Consider the following 15,824-nt stretch of genomic DNA (forward strand, 5'->3'; position numbering starts at 1 on the left):
TCAAATTTTCAAACCATGCCCAGTCAGCTGAAGCGCGATATTCAGCCCGGGTTCGGCGCGTATGCAATGAGGTAGGTTTACCTGATAGAAACCAACCATATGAAACGCCCGAACCCACCCAGGTTCGGGCGTTTTTCTTTTTCTTCTATCCTTTATTATTACTCCCATGACGTCCTCTCATCACCTCCCCCTTTGCTTGGCAGCCGCACACCCAGCCCAAGTGCTAGGGCGTTGGTGTGGCGGCCTGGATCAGCTACGAAAGCCGAGTTGCGAGCGAAAACGTAGCTAAGCGTACCGATTTATTCACGACTTGTGAATTTATAATCGGGCTTTATTTATCGGGTTTTATTTTCTGTATTAATCATCAATAAATGATGATGCGGGAAAATATTGCCTAAAAATTTCGCTCAGATAATAATTAATTAACGGCAATTAATTCCGCTGGAATTGCCGAACGGATGGTTACACCCTTTTCCCAACGCTGCTATGTACGAAATCTTCAGATTGTCATTCAATAATTCGGCGCCCATGGCCCCTTCGTCTGATTTATCACTCGGTAATAAAACCCGCGCGGGAACGACCAACCGATGTCTAACCGAAACAAACCAATATCCCGCGAAGCCACCGAAACACAGCAAGCCGTAGCCGCACTAGCGCGACGCAACGACTGGCGTAAATGGTCGGCCTCGCGCCAACTCGAATACTTGTGCGCTTGTACAAGTGCACTTACGGAGCTAGCCCAACAGCTAGGTCCTGATTATGCCCTCGCCCGGCTCTACCATGCTTGCACTTACAATCAGCCGATTGCGGAGCGCAAACGGCGGGAGCGGGTGCTGCTCGATCTGGCGGCCAAGCGCGCAGCCGTGCTCCAACGCCCTGAAATGTGCGTTGCGGTGGCCGCGCTAGTGGAACACCACCCCTGGCGGCGGCGTGAGCTAGCCGACTGGATGCCGAAAAGCAAGAACGCCTATCGGCAGCTCGAAAGCCTCATTCGTCACCTCTTTGATGGCTATGGCGACCTACCCGGCTGGGTAATAAACGCTTGGCTGTCGGAGCGAATGTGGGACGGCGGGGTGAATATCGCCGATCTAACCATCCACTTAGGCCGTGGCAACGCGCTACGTTCCTTCCGCGGACTGCCAGTGTCTCTGACCAAACGGCTGGAGCACGAAATGCGCCAGGCTCCGGCCGGTTGCACCTTCATCGAGGCTTTGCGCTATGCCCAACTCGCCGCCCGCGACGCGTTGGAATGGCTAGGGCTGGTGCTGGAAACCCGCTTCGGACGAGAAATCGGCCCCGACGATGCGTTCTGGCTCGGCGTAGTAGACTTCTTCGCCGCCGCACCCATGGTCGACCCGCGGCAGTTTGGTCCCGTGTGCGACTGGATTCGCCAGAAGCGCAGCGTAGGCATTGGGCTGGAGCCACCTCAACCCGGCTTCTCGCTCAAGGGGCGCACTATGGCCAGCGTCATTGCCCAGATGGAACAATGGCACCGCAGCCTAGGTCGGGTGCGCCGCCATGGTGGGCACGAACGAGCCGCTACGTGGCCAACGCTGCCCGTTTCCGACTTCGTCAGCGGCGCCGATCAGCAAGTGACCATCACGCAGCTCCGCACTTATGGGGAGCTGGTGGAGGAAGGGCAGATGCTGCACCATTGTGTGGCTTCCTACCTAGCCTCCTGTCAGCGGGGCAAATGCGGCATCTTCTCCCTGAAGGTGAACGGGGCTCGCGCCCTGACGCTGGAAGTGCTGTGGAACCGCACCATCGTGCAGATCCGGGGCCGCTACAACCGGCGCATGGCCCTCGATGAGTGCTTCTGGGTAAGCCGGTGGGCTACGGAGGCTCAGCTGCAAGTCAGCAAACACGCTTAAGGCCGCAGGAGCCTCACACCTAGGTCGTTCTTCTCTCTCGCTCTATAGAATCTGAATTACACGTTACCCTTATGCGCTTCAACTTTAGCTTCCGCAAAAACCAACCGGCGCCAGTGCTCAACCACGAAGGCGCCGCTGCTTACCCGCTCACGCCTGCCCTTGAATTGTACGCTGCCGTGGCTACCGCCGCCCTTAGCGACCAGTTCTATGAGAAGGCTGATACACGGCTGGCGCGGTTGCGCGAGCTGATAGCGCAAAACGAGCCGTTGTTTGTGGCGCGCTTAGCGGTGTATGCCCGCGAAAAGCTCCATCTGCGCTCGGTGCCCTTGGTGCTGACCGTAGAGCTAGCCCGCCTGCACCGCGGCGACAACCTCGTGAGCCGCCTGGTGGCCCGCGTGGTGCAGCGCGCCGACGAAATCACAGAGTTGCTGGCCTTCTACGCCGTTGCCAACGAGCGCCAAGGCACCAACGGCAAAGCGCCCGCGAAAACGCTCAACCGCCTTTCTAAGCAGTTGCAAAAAGGCCTAGCCCTCAGCTTCAACCGCTTTGATGGCTACCAGCTCGCCAAGTACGACCGCGCCGGTCAAGTGCGCCTTCGCGACGCCCTGTTCTTGGTGCACCCTCAGGCTAAAGATGCGGCCCAGCAAGCCTTGTTCGACCAGTTGGTGCGCGGCGAGCTAGCCACACCCTACACTTGGGAAACAGAATTGTCGGCCCAAGGGCAGCAGGCATTTGCTAGCGCGGCGGAGCGCCAAGGGGCCTTCCAGGCCAAGTGGGAAGAGCTGATTGCTAGCGGCAAGCTAGGCTACATGGCCCTGCTGCGAAACTTGCGCAACATCCTCGAAGCCGACGTGTCGGCCGAGGCGATGCAGGCCGTGTGCGCTACGCTCGTCGACCGCTCGGCGGTGGCACGCAGCAAGCAGCTGCCGTTTCGCTTCCTGGCGGCCTACCGCGAGGTGCTGGAGCTGAAGTCGGGGCGCGTGCCAGCGGTGCTGGCGGCGTTGGAAACGGCCATCGGCCACTCCATCGCCAACCTGCGTGGCTTCGATGCGAACACCCGCGTGCTTCTGGCCTGCGACGTGTCGGGCTCCATGCAGCAACCCATCTCGGCGCGCAGCAAAGTGCTGCTCTACGACATTGGGTTGGTACTGGCGATGCTCCTGCAAAGCCGTTGCCAGCACGTCGTGACGGGCATGTTCGGCGACCGGTGGAAGCGCATCAGCTTGCCCGCTGGGCAGGTGCTGCGCAACGTGCAGGAGCTGTACCGCCGCGAAGGCGAAGTAGGCTACAGCACCAACGGCCACTTGGTCGTCTACGACTTGCGGCAGCGCCGTGAAGTGGTGGATAAGGTGATGCTCTTCACCGACTGCCAATTGTGGGACAGCACCGGCCGGGCCGGCTCGCTAGCCGCCGAGTGGCGCGAGTACCGCCGCACGGTAGCTCCGCAAGCGCAGCTCTACCTCTTCGACCTAGCTGGCCACGGCACCGTGCCGCTGCAAGTGCGTCGCGAAGATGGCGTAGCGCTCATCGCCGGCTGGTCGGATAAAGTGTTCGACGTGCTGGCCGCGCTGGAAGACGGCGGCTCCGCCCTCACGGAGATTGAAAAAATAGAATTATAGCTCACTCTTAGTTCCTGCGCATCAAGCAGATCGGGGCTAAAGGTGAAGCGAGCGACCCGGGAGCGGCAAACTAACAAAGCGGCGGCCGCTTCCGGCAAAAATCGAAGAAAACTCATGAACCGCGAACAAAGACAACAAGCGGCCATTCAAACCATAGAAGCACTAAAACAAGGCTATTACTGCCTAGGGTCGGGTGAAAAAGTAGACATCCGTACGTGGCAAACGGCCGCCGAACGAGCAAGTGCCCTGCACCGGCCCGCCGATGTACCGGAAGTCCTGCGCGTGTTCGAACAGCCAGCCGGCGAGCCTGCCGAGGTGCGCGTGTACAACGCCACGACGCTCGAAGCAACGACCAATTTGCGTCAGCAATTTGTGCGAGTGGCTTGCCTCAACTTCGCCTCGGCACGTAACCCCGGCGGCGGTTTCCTCGGTGGAAGTCAGGCGCAGGAAGAAAGCTTGACGCGGTCGTCGGGGCTGTATCAGTGCATTGCACCATTCAGTGAGATGTACTGGCATAACTCCCAGGCAGGCAGCACCGGCTTGTACAGTGACTACGCCATCTACTCGCCCAATGTGCCCGTGCTCCGCGATGATAGTGGCGCATGGCTTGAGCAGCCGTACCAAGTTGATTTCATTACCGCACCAGCCGTTAATGCCGGGGCGCTGCACCAAAACGCACCGCAGTTGTTGCCGCAACTAGCGCCCGTGATGAAGCAACGAATTCGGTTGGTGCTAGCCCTAGCAGCCCGCCACCGCTGCGAAGCCCTGGTGCTCGGCGCTTGGGGGTGCGGCGTTTTCGGCAACGATCCGCTGCAAATTGCCACGCTCTTTGCCGAGGCCTTGGCCGAACCTAGCATCCGCGGGCAGTTCCAGCGCATCGACTTTGCCGTGTTCGACTCTCGTCCCCCTTATCCGACGCTCCGAGCTTTCGAACAGGCGCTTGGTCCGCTTACCTGAACGCTTTTCTAAAAAGTACTCCCATGAAATTCACCCAAATAAATCGATAACAACATTTCCCAACTAGCCTACAAGGTGCCGTAAGTGGGCGCTACTTCGTGGTCCGTTTTCGACTTCACCACGTGGAGTCTCGCAGGTTCGAACCCTGCTCCCCGGCCTAAAGGCTTGGGGGATGAAAACATGTCGCCGGCTGCTTGTTGCCCTTGCTAGGTTGGTTGCGGAAAGGTACTCCGTCGGGTGTCGTAGCCACGCGTTACTTCGGGTCGCGAGTTCGAGTCTCGCCAGGACTGCTTGTTTATTCAAATACAGTCCTGTAGCTCAATTGGTAGAGCAGAAACGCAGGCGTTTTTTACCCCGATGGATTTCTTCTTATCTCAATGGGTGCCGTAGTTCAGCCATACTTCGCACGTTGATTGCCCGGGTCGCGGGTTCGAGCCCCGCCAATTGATCCTAGCTAGGATCGGTTGTAGCTCAGTTGGTTAGAGCAGGATATGGAGGCTGGGCGCTTGTTGCCCCAGTGAGAAAAGTACCTGACAGGTGCCGTAGCAAAGTCTTACTTCGCCTTGGACGCTGGGGTCGCGGGTTCGAGTCCCGCTCACCCTTCGGGGTGGTAGCTCAGTTGGTTAGAGCACAGAGACTTGCGATTGTCGCCCTGTCAATTTATTGGAACGCAAGAAGGTGCCGTAGGGTAGCCTTACTTCGACTGAAAATCTAACGTGACTACTCAGCCGTTGCCCTTCCCGCGTTCCACTCAACCTAGCCGGATGCCGTAGGCGAGCGTTCCTTCGACCTGTCACGTCGGCTTTTGCCAGCACGCTTGTCGCTCGTTGCTCCGGCTAGCTAGGGTTGTGTTTCGTCTAAACAGTCCATAACCACACTAGTATGGAACCAAGATTTACCCTTAGCCCATTCGGGAGGAAGATTTTGCGGCTTTTTGCCAAGCACCTGCACCGCTTCGCCGCGCTGAAGTGCTTGGATAGATAAACGAATCTGGCGCCCAAATTGACAATACGCCTTTGCACGCCTGCACCATCACCGTAAAGGATGGCAGGCACCTAGGTATCAACTAACAACTTCTGCCGAAAGCAGACGAGACCGTTAGATCAATAGAACCAACGGCTCAAAACAAAGAACCAAATCATGGCTCAACAACTACGTGGCAACGACCTCCGCCAACTCGGATTTCCGGAAGGGCGTGCCATTGGCTTAGCGCTAGCACAATTGCAGCGCAAGCACTTGAAAAAACTCTCCCACACCGAGCAGCTAGCTTTGCTCGAAACCTTACTAAACAACCCCAATGAGTACCTAACCGACCTCGACTGGAGCCACACGGCCGCCGCGCTGTTGCCGCCCCCAAGCCGTCACATTGCCCTCGCTGAGCGTAAAAACTACGCCGTATTCGGCCCCGAGTACATCGAACAGGGCGCCATCCACCAGATGGAAACGGCCATGAAGCTGCCTGTAACTGTTGCCGGGGCCCTCATGCCCGATGCTCACCACGGCTACGGTCTGCCCATCGGTGGCGTGCTGGCCACGGACAACGCTGTGATTCCCTACGCCGTGGGCGTCGACATTGGGTGCCGCATGGCCTTGTCGGTGTACGCACTGCCACCCAAGCACCTGGAGCAGCGCGTGCAGGAACTGCGCAAGATCCTGCTCGACAACACCAAGTTCGGCAACCGCGACGTGTTCCGTTACGGCCAAAAGCTAGACCACGCGGTATTAGAGCGCGACGAATTTCTGAGCATTCCGTTCCTGCGCAACAAGCAGGAGACGGCTGCCGCGCAAATCGGGACTTCGGGTGGCGGCAACCACTTCGTAGAGTTCGGCGTGGTCGATATCACCGATCCGCAGAATGAACTCGGGGTGCCGGTGGGCCAATACCTAGGTCTGCTTTCGCACTCCGGCTCCCGTGGCTTAGGCGCGAGCATCGCCAACCACTACACCAAGCTGGCGAAAGACGTGTGCCAGCTACCCGCCGAAGCCCAGCACCTAGCTTGGCTTTCGCTCGACACTGAAGCCGGCCAAGAGTACTGGGCTGCCATGAACCTGGCCGGTGACTACGCCTCCGCCTGTCACCACCAGATTCACCAGCGCATTGCCAAAGCCCTCGGCGAGCGTCCTGCGGGGAAAGTGGAAAACCACCACAACTTCGCCTGGAAAGAACGTCTGGCTGATGGTCGCAACGTGGTGGTGCACCGCAAAGGTGCTACGCCAGCCGGCGCGGGGGTACTCGGTATCATCCCCGGCTCGATGACGGCACCCGGCTTCATCGTGCGCGGACGGGGCGAGGCGGCTTCGCTAGCTTCAGCATCGCACGGCGCCGGGCGGGCCATGTCGCGGACGCGGGCCAAGCAGGAGCTAGGGGAGGCCGAAGTGCGCCAGTACCTCGCCGATGCGGGCGTGTCGCTCATTGGTGGCGGCGTGGACGAAGCGCCCCAAGCGTACAAGGACATCTTCGCCGTAATGCGCAGCCAACAGGAGCTGGTCGATGTGCTCGGCACGTTCACTCCGCGCATTGTGCGGATGGAAGGCGCTAGTACCTAGGTACATCGACTAGCGTTAGTCGTTTAAAAAAGGCAGCATGACCTAGGGTTGTGCTGCCTTTTTTGTGCTGATAGTCCTGAGAATAAAGGCTGCTCAAGTTACAGGAAGCTGCTAACATGATCCTGTCGTTATCGTTAGGTTACATTTTGAGAGGCGACTTGCGGCTATCTTCGCCGCCGTTCACCGTCTGCTTTTCCCCTCAAGCCTATCCGTTAATGACTAAATCGCTACTTATTGCGGCCTCTGCGCTGGTGTTGGTGAGCGCAAACAGCCCTGTGGCCCTCGCTCAATCGCCTGCTAACCCGCCCCAACGTTGGGGTAGTTGGCTGATCGGAACGTTTCTCTTGCCAGGTAGTCCCGAAAATAAATGGGGCGGCTTCGCAGAGGTGCAGGCCCGCACCGATGCTGTTTTTGCGAAATACTTCTACAACGAGTTGAAAGGCGGCGTGAGCTACGACCTCGACAAGAACTTCACCGCGATGATAGCTGGTGGCCGGTATGCTACGTCTGATTATAGAGCTTTAGAAGACGGACCGCTCAACGTGGAAAAGCGCCTCTGGCTGCAACTGGTGCTGAGCCAATACCTAGATCGGCTGAAGATCGAGCACCGCTACCGCATCGAGCAACGGTGGTTCGACTACCGCGGCGACAGCACGGGACGGCGCAACCGCATTCGCTACCGCCTGAACGCCTTTCTGCCGCTCAACTCGAAGACAATCAAGGATAAGACGGTTTTCTTATCGGTGTATGACGAAATATTTTTGAACCCAAAAGGTCCAGTGTTCGAGCGAAACCGGGTGTATGGCGGCGTTGGCTATCAGTTCAACAAGCACCTTCTTTTGCAAGTTGGCTGGGTAAACCAATCCAATTACAACTTGCCCGCGATTCAGCAGGGCCAGTTTATCCCGCAGATAACGTCTGCTAAAAACAACGTGGTGGTAAACGTCATCTACCGCATCGCGCACCGGAGCGCTACGTCTCCAACGGAGCACCTGCCCTCACAACAAGACTAACTGGGTAGCGCCAAGCCTGCGCTTTGCTTACTGTTGCCCAATTGCACGTGCAGCAACCTAGGTGTACGTTGCCCGACACACGGAGCGCAGACTTGGCTAACGCGTTCCTTCGGTTTGCGCTACCTTTAAGTCGCTTCATCCGGCGCCCCTTTTTCCTCGCTTCTTCCCCGCATGACTCGCTTTTTATCTGCTTCCGCGCTACTGCTGGCCCTAGGTGCTTCACCGGCTAGCTTCGCGCAGCGCGCCCCCGTTTCGGCGCAAGATTCGGCCTTCGTTCGCCAAAACTACCGTAAGATCGACCGCGAAATTCCGATGCGTGACGGGGTGAAGCTCTACACCGTCCTCTACGTGCCCACCGATGCGTCGGCGCAGCGGCAGTATCCGTTTCTGCTAGAGCGCACGCCGTATTCGGCCGCACCTTATGGGGAAAGCAACTACCGTAAGCGCGGGCCCGGACCTAGCCAAGAGCTATCGGCGGAGAAGTACATTTTCGTGTACCAAGATGTGCGCGGCCGCTACAAAAGCGAAGGGCAATTTGAGGAAATGACGCCCAACGTACCCGGCAACAACGGCAAGCAAATCGACGAAAGCGCCGACACATACGACACCATCGAGTGGTTGCTCAAGAACGTGGCCGGCAACAATGGCCGCGTCGGGTTGATGGGTATTTCGTACCCCGGCTTCTATGCCACGGCCGCCCTGCCCGACGCCCACCCGGCTCTTAAAGCCGTGTCGCCGCAAGCTCCCGTGACGGATGAGTTCATCGGCGACGATGCCAACCACAAAGGCGCCTTCTACCTGCTCGATAACTTCAGCTTTATGAGCTACTTCGACGCGCCCCGCCAAGGCCCGACGGAGAAGTACAGCCCACTTTTTGCGGCCGAGCCAAAGGATTTGTACAAGTTTTTCTTGGAGCTAGGTCCACTCAAAAACGCCAACGGCGCGCCGTATTTTAACAACCGTGCTAAGATCTGGAACGAGTACCTAGCTCACCCAACCTATGATGCGTACTGGCGAGCTCGCAATATCAGGCCAGCGTTGAAAAACGTACAACCTGCCGTGTTGGTGGTAGGTGGGTGGTTCGACGCCGAAGACTTATTTGGGGCGCTGAACACTTACAAGGCTATTGAAAAACAGAGCGTTGGTACCAACAATCGCCTCGTGATGGGCCCATGGACGCACGGCGCCTGGGCACGGCAGGAGTGGAGCAAGTTTGGTCCGCTGAGCTTCGGCCAGAACACCGCCAAGTACTTCCGCGACAACCTGGAAACCAAGTTCTTTAATTACTACCTCAAAGGCAAAGGCGACTTCAAACCTGCCGAGGCCACAGTATTTAACACCGGCACCAACGAGTGGAAAAGCTACGATGCGTGGCCGCCGAAAGCCGCGAAGTCGCAGACGTTCTATATGCAGGCAGGAGGAAAGCTAGCGCTGCATAAGCCGACCGCTGCCGAAAGCCCGAATGAGTACGTCAGCGACCCGGCCAATCCGGTGCCGTACACTAACGGCGTATACGCTCACCGCAACAACGAATACATGATTGAGGATCAGCGCTTCGCTGCGGCTCGTTCTGATGTCCTTACCTTCCAAACCGAGCCGCTCACCGAAGACCTGACCCTAGCCGGCCCGCTCACCGCCGACCTATTCGTTTCGACCACCGGCACCGACGCCGACTTCATCGTGAAGCTCATCGACGTGGCGCCCGCCGAGGCCTCCGCCCCGAAAGCTAGCTCCCCCAATGCGCCGGCAACGGGTTACCAACGACTGGTGCGCGCCGAGCCGATTCGGGGTAAGTTTCGCAACAGCTTTGAGAAGCCAGAGCCCTTCACGCCGGGCCAGGTAGCCGAAGTGAAATACGAACTGCCCGATGTGCTGCACACCTTCAAGAAAGGCCACCGCGTGATGGTGCAAGTGCAAAGCTCCTGGTTCCCGCTGGTCGACCGCAACCCGCAGACGTTCGTGGATATTCCCAAAGCCGACGCCAAGGATTTCCAGAAAGCCACGATCTGGCTGTACCACGACGCGACGCGGCCGTCGGGGCTAGGTATTGGGGCGCTGTAACGCGAAACACAGGCTTCGCGCTATAGTGTGCTCAGCACTGTTCCAGCAACTTCACCGAAGCCAATGCGCACGCCATCCTTCTCGGCATAGGCACACATCGTTATGGTGTCGCCGTCGAGGAGGAAGTCGCGTTGGGTGCCGTCGGCCAACGCAAAAGGGCGGGTGCCACCTAGGGTAAGCTCCAGGAGCGAACCAAGAGAATCGGGCGTGGGGCCGCTAATGGTACCGCTGGCGTACAGGTCGCCCACTTGCAGGTTGCAGCCATTGCTGGTTTGATGGGCAAGCTGCTGAGCCATGCTCCAATAGAGGTAGCGAGAATTGGAGCGGGTGATGGTAGTGGCAGGACCTTCGGCAGGAGTGAGGCTAACCTCTAGGTTGATGTCGAAGTGATGTGGGTCGACGGTGCGCAGGTACAGCAGGGGCTCGGGCTCCTGCACTGGGCCGGCTACGCGAAAGGGCTCTAGGGCATCCAGCGTAACGACCCATGGTGAGATGCTGCTGGCGAAGCTTTTGCCCAAGAAAGGCCCCAACGGAACTGTTTCCCAGCCTTGAATATCGCGGGCGCTCCAATCATTGAAGAGCACCAGTCCGAAAATGGCCTCCTCCGCGTGCTGAATCGGGATGGGGTGACCTAGCTCCGTAGCCCGGCCCGTGATGAAGGCCATTTCCAATTCGAAGTCGAGCTGCTGCGATGGGCCAAAGCTAGGGGCCACAGCGTCAGGCGCTTTGCGTTGGCCGTTTGGTCGCCGGATATCGGTGCCGGACGCCACAATGCTGCTGGCGCGGCCGTGGTAACCGATGGGGAGGTGGCGCCAGTTGGGCGGCAGCGGGTTCGTTGGGTCGCGGAACAGGCGGCCCACGTTGGCGGCGTGCTCCAGACTAGAGTAGAAATCGGTATAGTTGCCGGGCTTCACGGGGCGCAACATTTGCACGTCGCGCTGACGCACGAGGCAGGCCTGCATGGTTTCGTCGTCGCGCAGGGCGGGGTTGTCGTGGCGCAGCAGCTCGCTGGCGCGTTGGCGCACCGAGCGCCACACCGTCCGGCCCTGGGCAATGAAGCTGTTGAGGGAGCGGCGCCGAAACATTTTGGGTTCGTTCGGACCTAGGTCGAGGTCGTCGAAGAAGCCGCGCTGGCTCAGGGCGTACAAATCCAGCACGTAGTCGCCAATAGCCACGCCCACGCGCGGGCCCCGCTCCGGCGTTTCAAACACCCCAAACGGTAGGTTCTGAATGGGAAAATGGCTGGTGGCAGGAATGTCGATCCAGGCATGCAGGGCGGGGTTGTTGGCGGCGACCATAGCAGAAAAGGCAGCGTTTGGCAGAAAGGTAATGCGGAGAAAGGAATGTAATTCGATTACGTTCGTTCAGCTCGACCGTTGTTGCCAAGCCCAGATTCACTACCGCTATCCACCACCTAGGGCGTCGGACCGGTAGCTGACTGCGCTTGGCTCTGGTGCGCTTATCTACGGTATTGCCAGCTTCCGGTCAACGGCAATATGCTGCTAAAAAAGAAAGCCAGCTTTCTGGGAGGAAAGCTGGCTTTTGAAAAGGTAGATCAAACGCTAAAACTCCGGCGTTGGGACGGGAGTGGGTGGCAGCGGGTGGCCGGGCTGGCCAGCGGGTTGCTCCTGCATCGGAGTAGAATTGATGGCCTCTACCGCCCGAATTTCGGGAACGGCTTTTTTCACCGATTCCTCCACACCAGCCTTCAGCGTCATCGGCGACATGGGGCAGGTACCGCACGCGCCGAGCAGCTCTAGCTTCAGCACCATGTCATCCGTAATATCGAGCACGCGCACATTGCCTCCGTCTGCCGCTAGGTAGGGGCGAATGCTATCCAACGCCTGCTCGATGCGGGATAACAAAGGATGATCTTCTACGACTACGGAATACGACATGAGGTAATAGGTTGATGGGGGTAATGTGCTGGGTAGGGGCTGATCTGCTGTTGAGTAACTGATGAACAAACCAGAATGTTAAAATTTGCCGAAGGAATCAATCCACCAGTGTTTCAGAGTACGAGTTTAGGAATTTATTCCTGAACTGTTCTACTCCACCACTCGCTGGCACATCGAGGTTTCACCGAATTAGCTGGTCATTTCTACGATCTGCGTACGACCTTGCGTTGCGTTGCGAATGGAAACTTGGCGGGCTAGCTCCTCAGCCAATTGCTCAAATAACAGCGCTGGCCCGGTGCCGGGTTCCAGAATAGCAGGTGTGCCTAGGTCGCCATTTTCGCGGATGCTTTGTATCAACGGAATCTGACCCAGCAACGGCACTTCGTGCTTGTCGGCCAAGGCTTTACCACCGCCCTGTCCGAAAATGTAGTACTTGTTTTCGGGTAGCTCGGCGGGCGTAAACCACGCCATGTTCTCCACGACGCCGAGCACGGGCACGTTGATCTGGGGTTGACGGAACATCTGCAAGCCTTTCTGCGCGTCGGCCAGGGCCACTTTCTGCGGCGTAGTCACGATAACGGCACCGGTTACGGGCACGGTTTGTACCAGCGTCAGGTGAATATCGGAGGTGCCGGGCGGCAAATCGAGCAGCAGGTAATCGAGCTCGCCCCAATCCACTTCCGTGATAAACTGCTTTAGGGCCGACGAAGCCATCGGGCCGCGCCACACAATAGCACTTTCAGCGGGCGCCAAGAAGCCAATGCTCATCAGCTTCACGCCGTATTGCACTACGGGCTGGATCAGGTTTTTGCCTTCGGGCGTCTGAAAAACGTGCGGGCGAGCGTCTTCCACCCCGAACATGGTCGGCATGGAAGGGCCAGAAATATCAGCGTCTACGAGGCCCACTTTGGCGCCGGTGCGGGCCAAGGCCAACGCTAGGTTAGCCGTCACGGTGCTCTTGCCGACGCCACCTTTCCCGGAGGCAATAGCAATGATATTCTTCACGCCATTCAGCACGGCCGCATTGGCGGCACGCGCCGTGGTGACGCGCGAAGTGAGGTGTACGTTTACCTCTGCGTCTTTGTCGACCATCGTATGGATGGCGCGCACGCAGGCGTTGTGAATCAGCTCCTTCAGCGGACAAGCGGGCGTGGTCAGAATGACGGAAAACGACACGTTTAAGCCGTCAATTTTCACGTCCTCAATCATGTTGAGCGTCACTAGGTCCTTGCCTAGGTCGGGCTCTTCCACGTAGCTCAGCGCGCGCAGAACGTCTTCTTGGGTAATAGCCATAAGTCAGGGTTTCAAGCTGCAAAGATAACCCGGAAACGTGGGTAGAAGTTGCCTAGAGTTGAGACCTAGGTGAAAAAGGCTTCTCCCTTTCCAAAGACAGAACTTGCGCATGTAGGATGTCGCCTGCCGGTCCGACGCCCTAGGCGTCCGACCGGTTATCGACCGCATTGCTATTGCACAGCGTTGCGTGGGTCAAGCGTGGGCTTCATTTCGTAATCATGCGGGGGTTGAGCGCCGGCTAGGTTCTGCACGAAGTAGTCCCAGCGGCGGCGCGTCATGTAGGGCGAGTAGGCGCCGTAGCCGTGTTGGGCGTTCGGAAACACCACTAGGTCGTAGCTCTTATTCGCCTTCGTGAGGGCCTCGACTACTAGCATCGTATTGTAGGGCGGCACGTTGTCGTCCATCAGGCCGTGGGCTAGCATCAGTTTGCCTTTGAGGTTCTTGGCGAACGTGGCGTTGGCCTGGTTGTCGTAGTTGGTAGTACCGTCGGCGTTGGTTTTGAGTAGGCCAATGTAGCGCTCAGCCCAGTCGTCTTCGTAATTGCGGTTTTCGTGGTTGCCCGATTCCGAAATGCCTACTTTGAAAAAATCCGGGTAGCGGAACATGGCCGCCGCCGTAGCGTAGCCGCCACCCGAGTGCCCCCAGATGCCCACCCGTTCTAGATCAATGTACGGGTACTTTTGCGCCAGCTGCCGCATGCCGGTCACCTGGTCCGACAGCGTATTTTCGGCCATATTGCCGTAGCAGACGTCGTGGTAGCTCTTGGAACGCAGCGGGTTACAGCTGCCTTCAATCACCACCACTACGAAACCTAGCTCAGCTAGCGCCTGGTGGTCGCCCCGCGCCGCCGAAAACGACCAGCTGCCCACGCCGCCACCTTGCGGACCGGGGTAGATGTAGTTGATAATCGGGTACTTCTTGGCAGGGTCCAGCGTCGTGGGCGTGAACATCAGGCCGTAAAGGTCATTCTTGCCGTCCTGGTCTTTCACCATGATGGGCGTGGGGGCCTTCCAACCGGTAGCCGTAAGGCGCGAAATATCGGTTTTCTCTAAGGTCGAAATGAGCTTGCCGTCGGCCCCGCGCAGCACCGTCGCGCCTGGCTTGTCGGGCTGCGAATAGGTGTCGATAAAGTAGCGGCCCGAGGGCGCCAGCGTGACCTGATGGTTACCGGCTTCGGGCGTGAGCAAGGTTAGATTCTTGCCGTCCAGCCCGATGCGGTAAAGGTGAGTGAAGTAGGGGTTGCCCGCCTCGCGCCCATCGGCCAGGAAGTAGAGCTGGCGTTTCGCCTCATCCACTTTTAGCAGCTGCGTCACCACAAAGTTGCCCTTCGTGATCTGGTTTTTTACTTTGCCGGTGCCAGCGTCGTAGAGGTACAAGTGGCCCCAGTTATCGCGCTCCGAGTACCAAATAACCTCCTTGGTCTTGGGCAAATAGCGCCAGTTGATAGCATGCTGGCCCGATTCGTACTGCGTTGCCACGGTTTCTTCAAACACTTCGCGCACTGCGCCGGTGGTAGCATCAGCCACGCGCAGCTTCTCCTGCTTGTGGTCGCGCGAAGTGGACACGAAGGCTAGCTGCTTGGCGTCGGGGCTCCAATCTACGTCGTCGAAGGTGCCGCTGCTCGAAATGTCGTCCGACAGCGAGCCGCGGTGCGGGTCGGGCGCTACTTGCAGGCGCACCACTTTCGGGCTGTTTACTTCCACAATCACCCGCTCGATCATCGCAATATCCTTGTCGCCGGGCAGCGGGTACTTCCAGGCTTCCAGTTTGGGGTGGCCCACGTTGGTGGTCACCAGATACATGTCGCCTACGGCGCGCTGGTCTTGCCGGAAGGTGGCGATTTTGCGCGAATCGGGCGACCAGCGCAGCACCGGCGCGTCGCTGTGCGTCCAGCCGGCGTTATCGGTGGCGTAGCCGTAGTCCTTAATGCCGTCGGTGGTGAGCTGCGTGGTTTGGTCGGTTTTTGTGTTGCGCACCCACAGGTTGTAGTCCTTGATGTAGGCGGCAAACTGGCCATCGGGGGAAACTACCTCGTTGCGAGCGTTGGGGTTGGGCTTGGTGGCCGGCGTGGCATCAGGGCTCAGCTGCCCACTACCTAGGTCATACTTCCAGCTCTTGCCGCTGGCTACAAAGGAAATCGACTTTCCATCGGGCGAAAACGTGAGGTCCCGAAACGGCAACCGGTTGGCCTCGTAGGTTTTGCCGCTGGCCGTGGAAAGCGCGGCGGCTAGCTTGGTGTGGTCGAAGGCGGCGGTGCGAGTTTTGCGGGCTGGGTCCACCAGCACGTATTCGCTTCCCTTGGCCGTCATGACGCGGTACCAGAACCGATCATTGGCCAACCAGTGGGGCTGGCCGGCGCTACCGTCGATCAGCGGCTGGGTGTTGTAGCCCATAAACCGCTCGGCGCGGGCATAATCCTGCTCGGTGAGGACAGGGCGCTGCTGAGCCATCACGGCTTCTGAAACGGAAAAAGCCGCCGCCGTGAGGGCCAGTAAATACTTGTGCATAGGTTAGGTAAGAAACAGGCTAAAAGCTAGGATGACTGTGCCCGTAAGGTAGTAGGAA

10 protein-coding genes are annotated in these 15,824 nt (G+C 58.4%); 6 read left to right on the forward strand and 4 right to left on the reverse strand.

The window, feature by feature from the left end; translation table 11 throughout:
* The first annotated feature begins 587 nt into the window (after nucleotides 1–587).
* From BXP70_RS11105 to BXP70_RS11130, 6 genes are all read left to right on the forward strand, one after another.
* Entirely contained in the window at nucleotides 588–1,871 is a 1,284-nt protein-coding gene (locus tag BXP70_RS11105) for a PcfJ domain-containing protein (RefSeq protein WP_086594128.1), read from the forward strand.
* 71 nt (nucleotides 1,872–1,942) lie between these two features.
* Nucleotides 1,943–3,490 (forward strand): TROVE domain-containing protein, encoded by a 1,548-nt coding sequence (locus BXP70_RS11110; RefSeq protein ID WP_086594129.1) that lies wholly within the window; start codon nucleotides 1,943–1,945, stop codon nucleotides 3,488–3,490.
* Nucleotides 3,491–3,604: 114 nt separating this feature from the next.
* Nucleotides 3,605–4,447, forward strand: coding sequence for a TIGR02452 family protein (locus tag BXP70_RS11115; RefSeq protein WP_086594130.1), 843 nt, complete (start codon nucleotides 3,605–3,607; stop codon nucleotides 4,445–4,447).
* Between the two features lie 1,140 nt (nucleotides 4,448–5,587).
* The gene (locus tag BXP70_RS11120; protein WP_086594131.1) at nucleotides 5,588–6,994 is read left to right on the forward strand and encodes an RtcB family protein; all 1,407 of its coding nucleotides are present in this window, start codon (nucleotides 5,588–5,590) and stop codon (nucleotides 6,992–6,994) included.
* Nucleotides 6,995–7,209: 215 nt separating this feature from the next.
* Entirely contained in the window at nucleotides 7,210–8,007 is a 798-nt protein-coding gene (locus tag BXP70_RS11125) for a DUF2490 domain-containing protein (protein ID WP_086594132.1), read from the forward strand.
* A 171-nt stretch (nucleotides 8,008–8,178) separates the two neighbouring features.
* Nucleotides 8,179–10,068: a CocE/NonD family hydrolase gene (locus BXP70_RS11130; RefSeq protein ID WP_086594133.1), complete on the forward strand. Its 1,890-nt coding sequence runs from the start codon at nucleotides 8,179–8,181 to the stop codon at nucleotides 10,066–10,068.
* A 20-nt stretch (nucleotides 10,069–10,088) separates the two neighbouring features.
* On the opposite strand, the gene fahA is transcribed toward BXP70_RS11130, so the two are convergent.
* From fahA to BXP70_RS11150, 4 genes are all read right to left on the reverse strand, one after another.
* Nucleotides 10,089–11,366 carry a fumarylacetoacetase gene (gene fahA, locus BXP70_RS11135; RefSeq protein WP_086594134.1) on the reverse strand — a complete coding sequence of 426 codons (1,278 nt, stop codon included), beginning with the start codon at nucleotides 11,364–11,366 and terminating at the stop codon, nucleotides 10,089–10,091.
* Nucleotides 11,367–11,630: 264 nt separating this feature from the next.
* Complete coding sequence (locus tag BXP70_RS11140; protein ID WP_086594135.1) at nucleotides 11,631–11,966, reverse strand: NifU family protein; 336 nt, start codon at nucleotides 11,964–11,966, stop codon at nucleotides 11,631–11,633.
* Nucleotides 11,967–12,155: 189 nt separating this feature from the next.
* Nucleotides 12,156–13,259, reverse strand: coding sequence for an Mrp/NBP35 family ATP-binding protein (locus tag BXP70_RS11145; protein ID WP_086594136.1), 1,104 nt, complete (start codon nucleotides 13,257–13,259; stop codon nucleotides 12,156–12,158).
* Between the two features lie 170 nt (nucleotides 13,260–13,429).
* Nucleotides 13,430–15,766: a S9 family peptidase gene (locus BXP70_RS11150; protein ID WP_245849600.1), complete on the reverse strand. Its 2,337-nt coding sequence runs from the start codon at nucleotides 15,764–15,766 to the stop codon at nucleotides 13,430–13,432.
* Nucleotides 15,767–15,824 lie beyond the last annotated feature (58 nt).

The organism is Hymenobacter crusticola, from assembly GCF_002154225.1.
In the GTDB taxonomy this organism is placed as follows: domain Bacteria; phylum Bacteroidota; class Bacteroidia; order Cytophagales; family Hymenobacteraceae; genus Hymenobacter; species Hymenobacter crusticola.

Coding starts and splice junctions, on each gene's coding strand:
- BXP70_RS11105 (WP_086594128.1), top strand. CDS start 588: ATGTCTAACCGAAACAAACCAATATCCCGCGAAGCCACCGAAACACAG.
- BXP70_RS11110 (WP_086594129.1), top strand. CDS start 1,943: ATGCGCTTCAACTTTAGCTTCCGCAAAAACCAACCGGCGCCAGTGCTC.
- BXP70_RS11115 (WP_086594130.1), top strand. CDS start 3,605: ATGAACCGCGAACAAAGACAACAAGCGGCCATTCAAACCATAGAAGCA.
- BXP70_RS11120 (WP_086594131.1), top strand. CDS start 5,588: ATGGCTCAACAACTACGTGGCAACGACCTCCGCCAACTCGGATTTCCG.
- BXP70_RS11125 (WP_086594132.1), top strand. CDS start 7,210: ATGACTAAATCGCTACTTATTGCGGCCTCTGCGCTGGTGTTGGTGAGC.
- BXP70_RS11130 (WP_086594133.1), top strand. CDS start 8,179: ATGACTCGCTTTTTATCTGCTTCCGCGCTACTGCTGGCCCTAGGTGCT.
- fahA (WP_086594134.1), bottom strand. CDS start 11,366: ATGGTCGCCGCCAACAACCCCGCCCTGCATGCCTGGATCGACATTCCT.
- BXP70_RS11140 (WP_086594135.1), bottom strand. CDS start 11,966: ATGTCGTATTCCGTAGTCGTAGAAGATCATCCTTTGTTATCCCGCATC.
- BXP70_RS11145 (WP_086594136.1), bottom strand. CDS start 13,259: ATGGCTATTACCCAAGAAGACGTTCTGCGCGCGCTGAGCTACGTGGAA.
- BXP70_RS11150 (WP_245849600.1), bottom strand. CDS start 15,766: ATGCACAAGTATTTACTGGCCCTCACGGCGGCGGCTTTTTCCGTTTCA.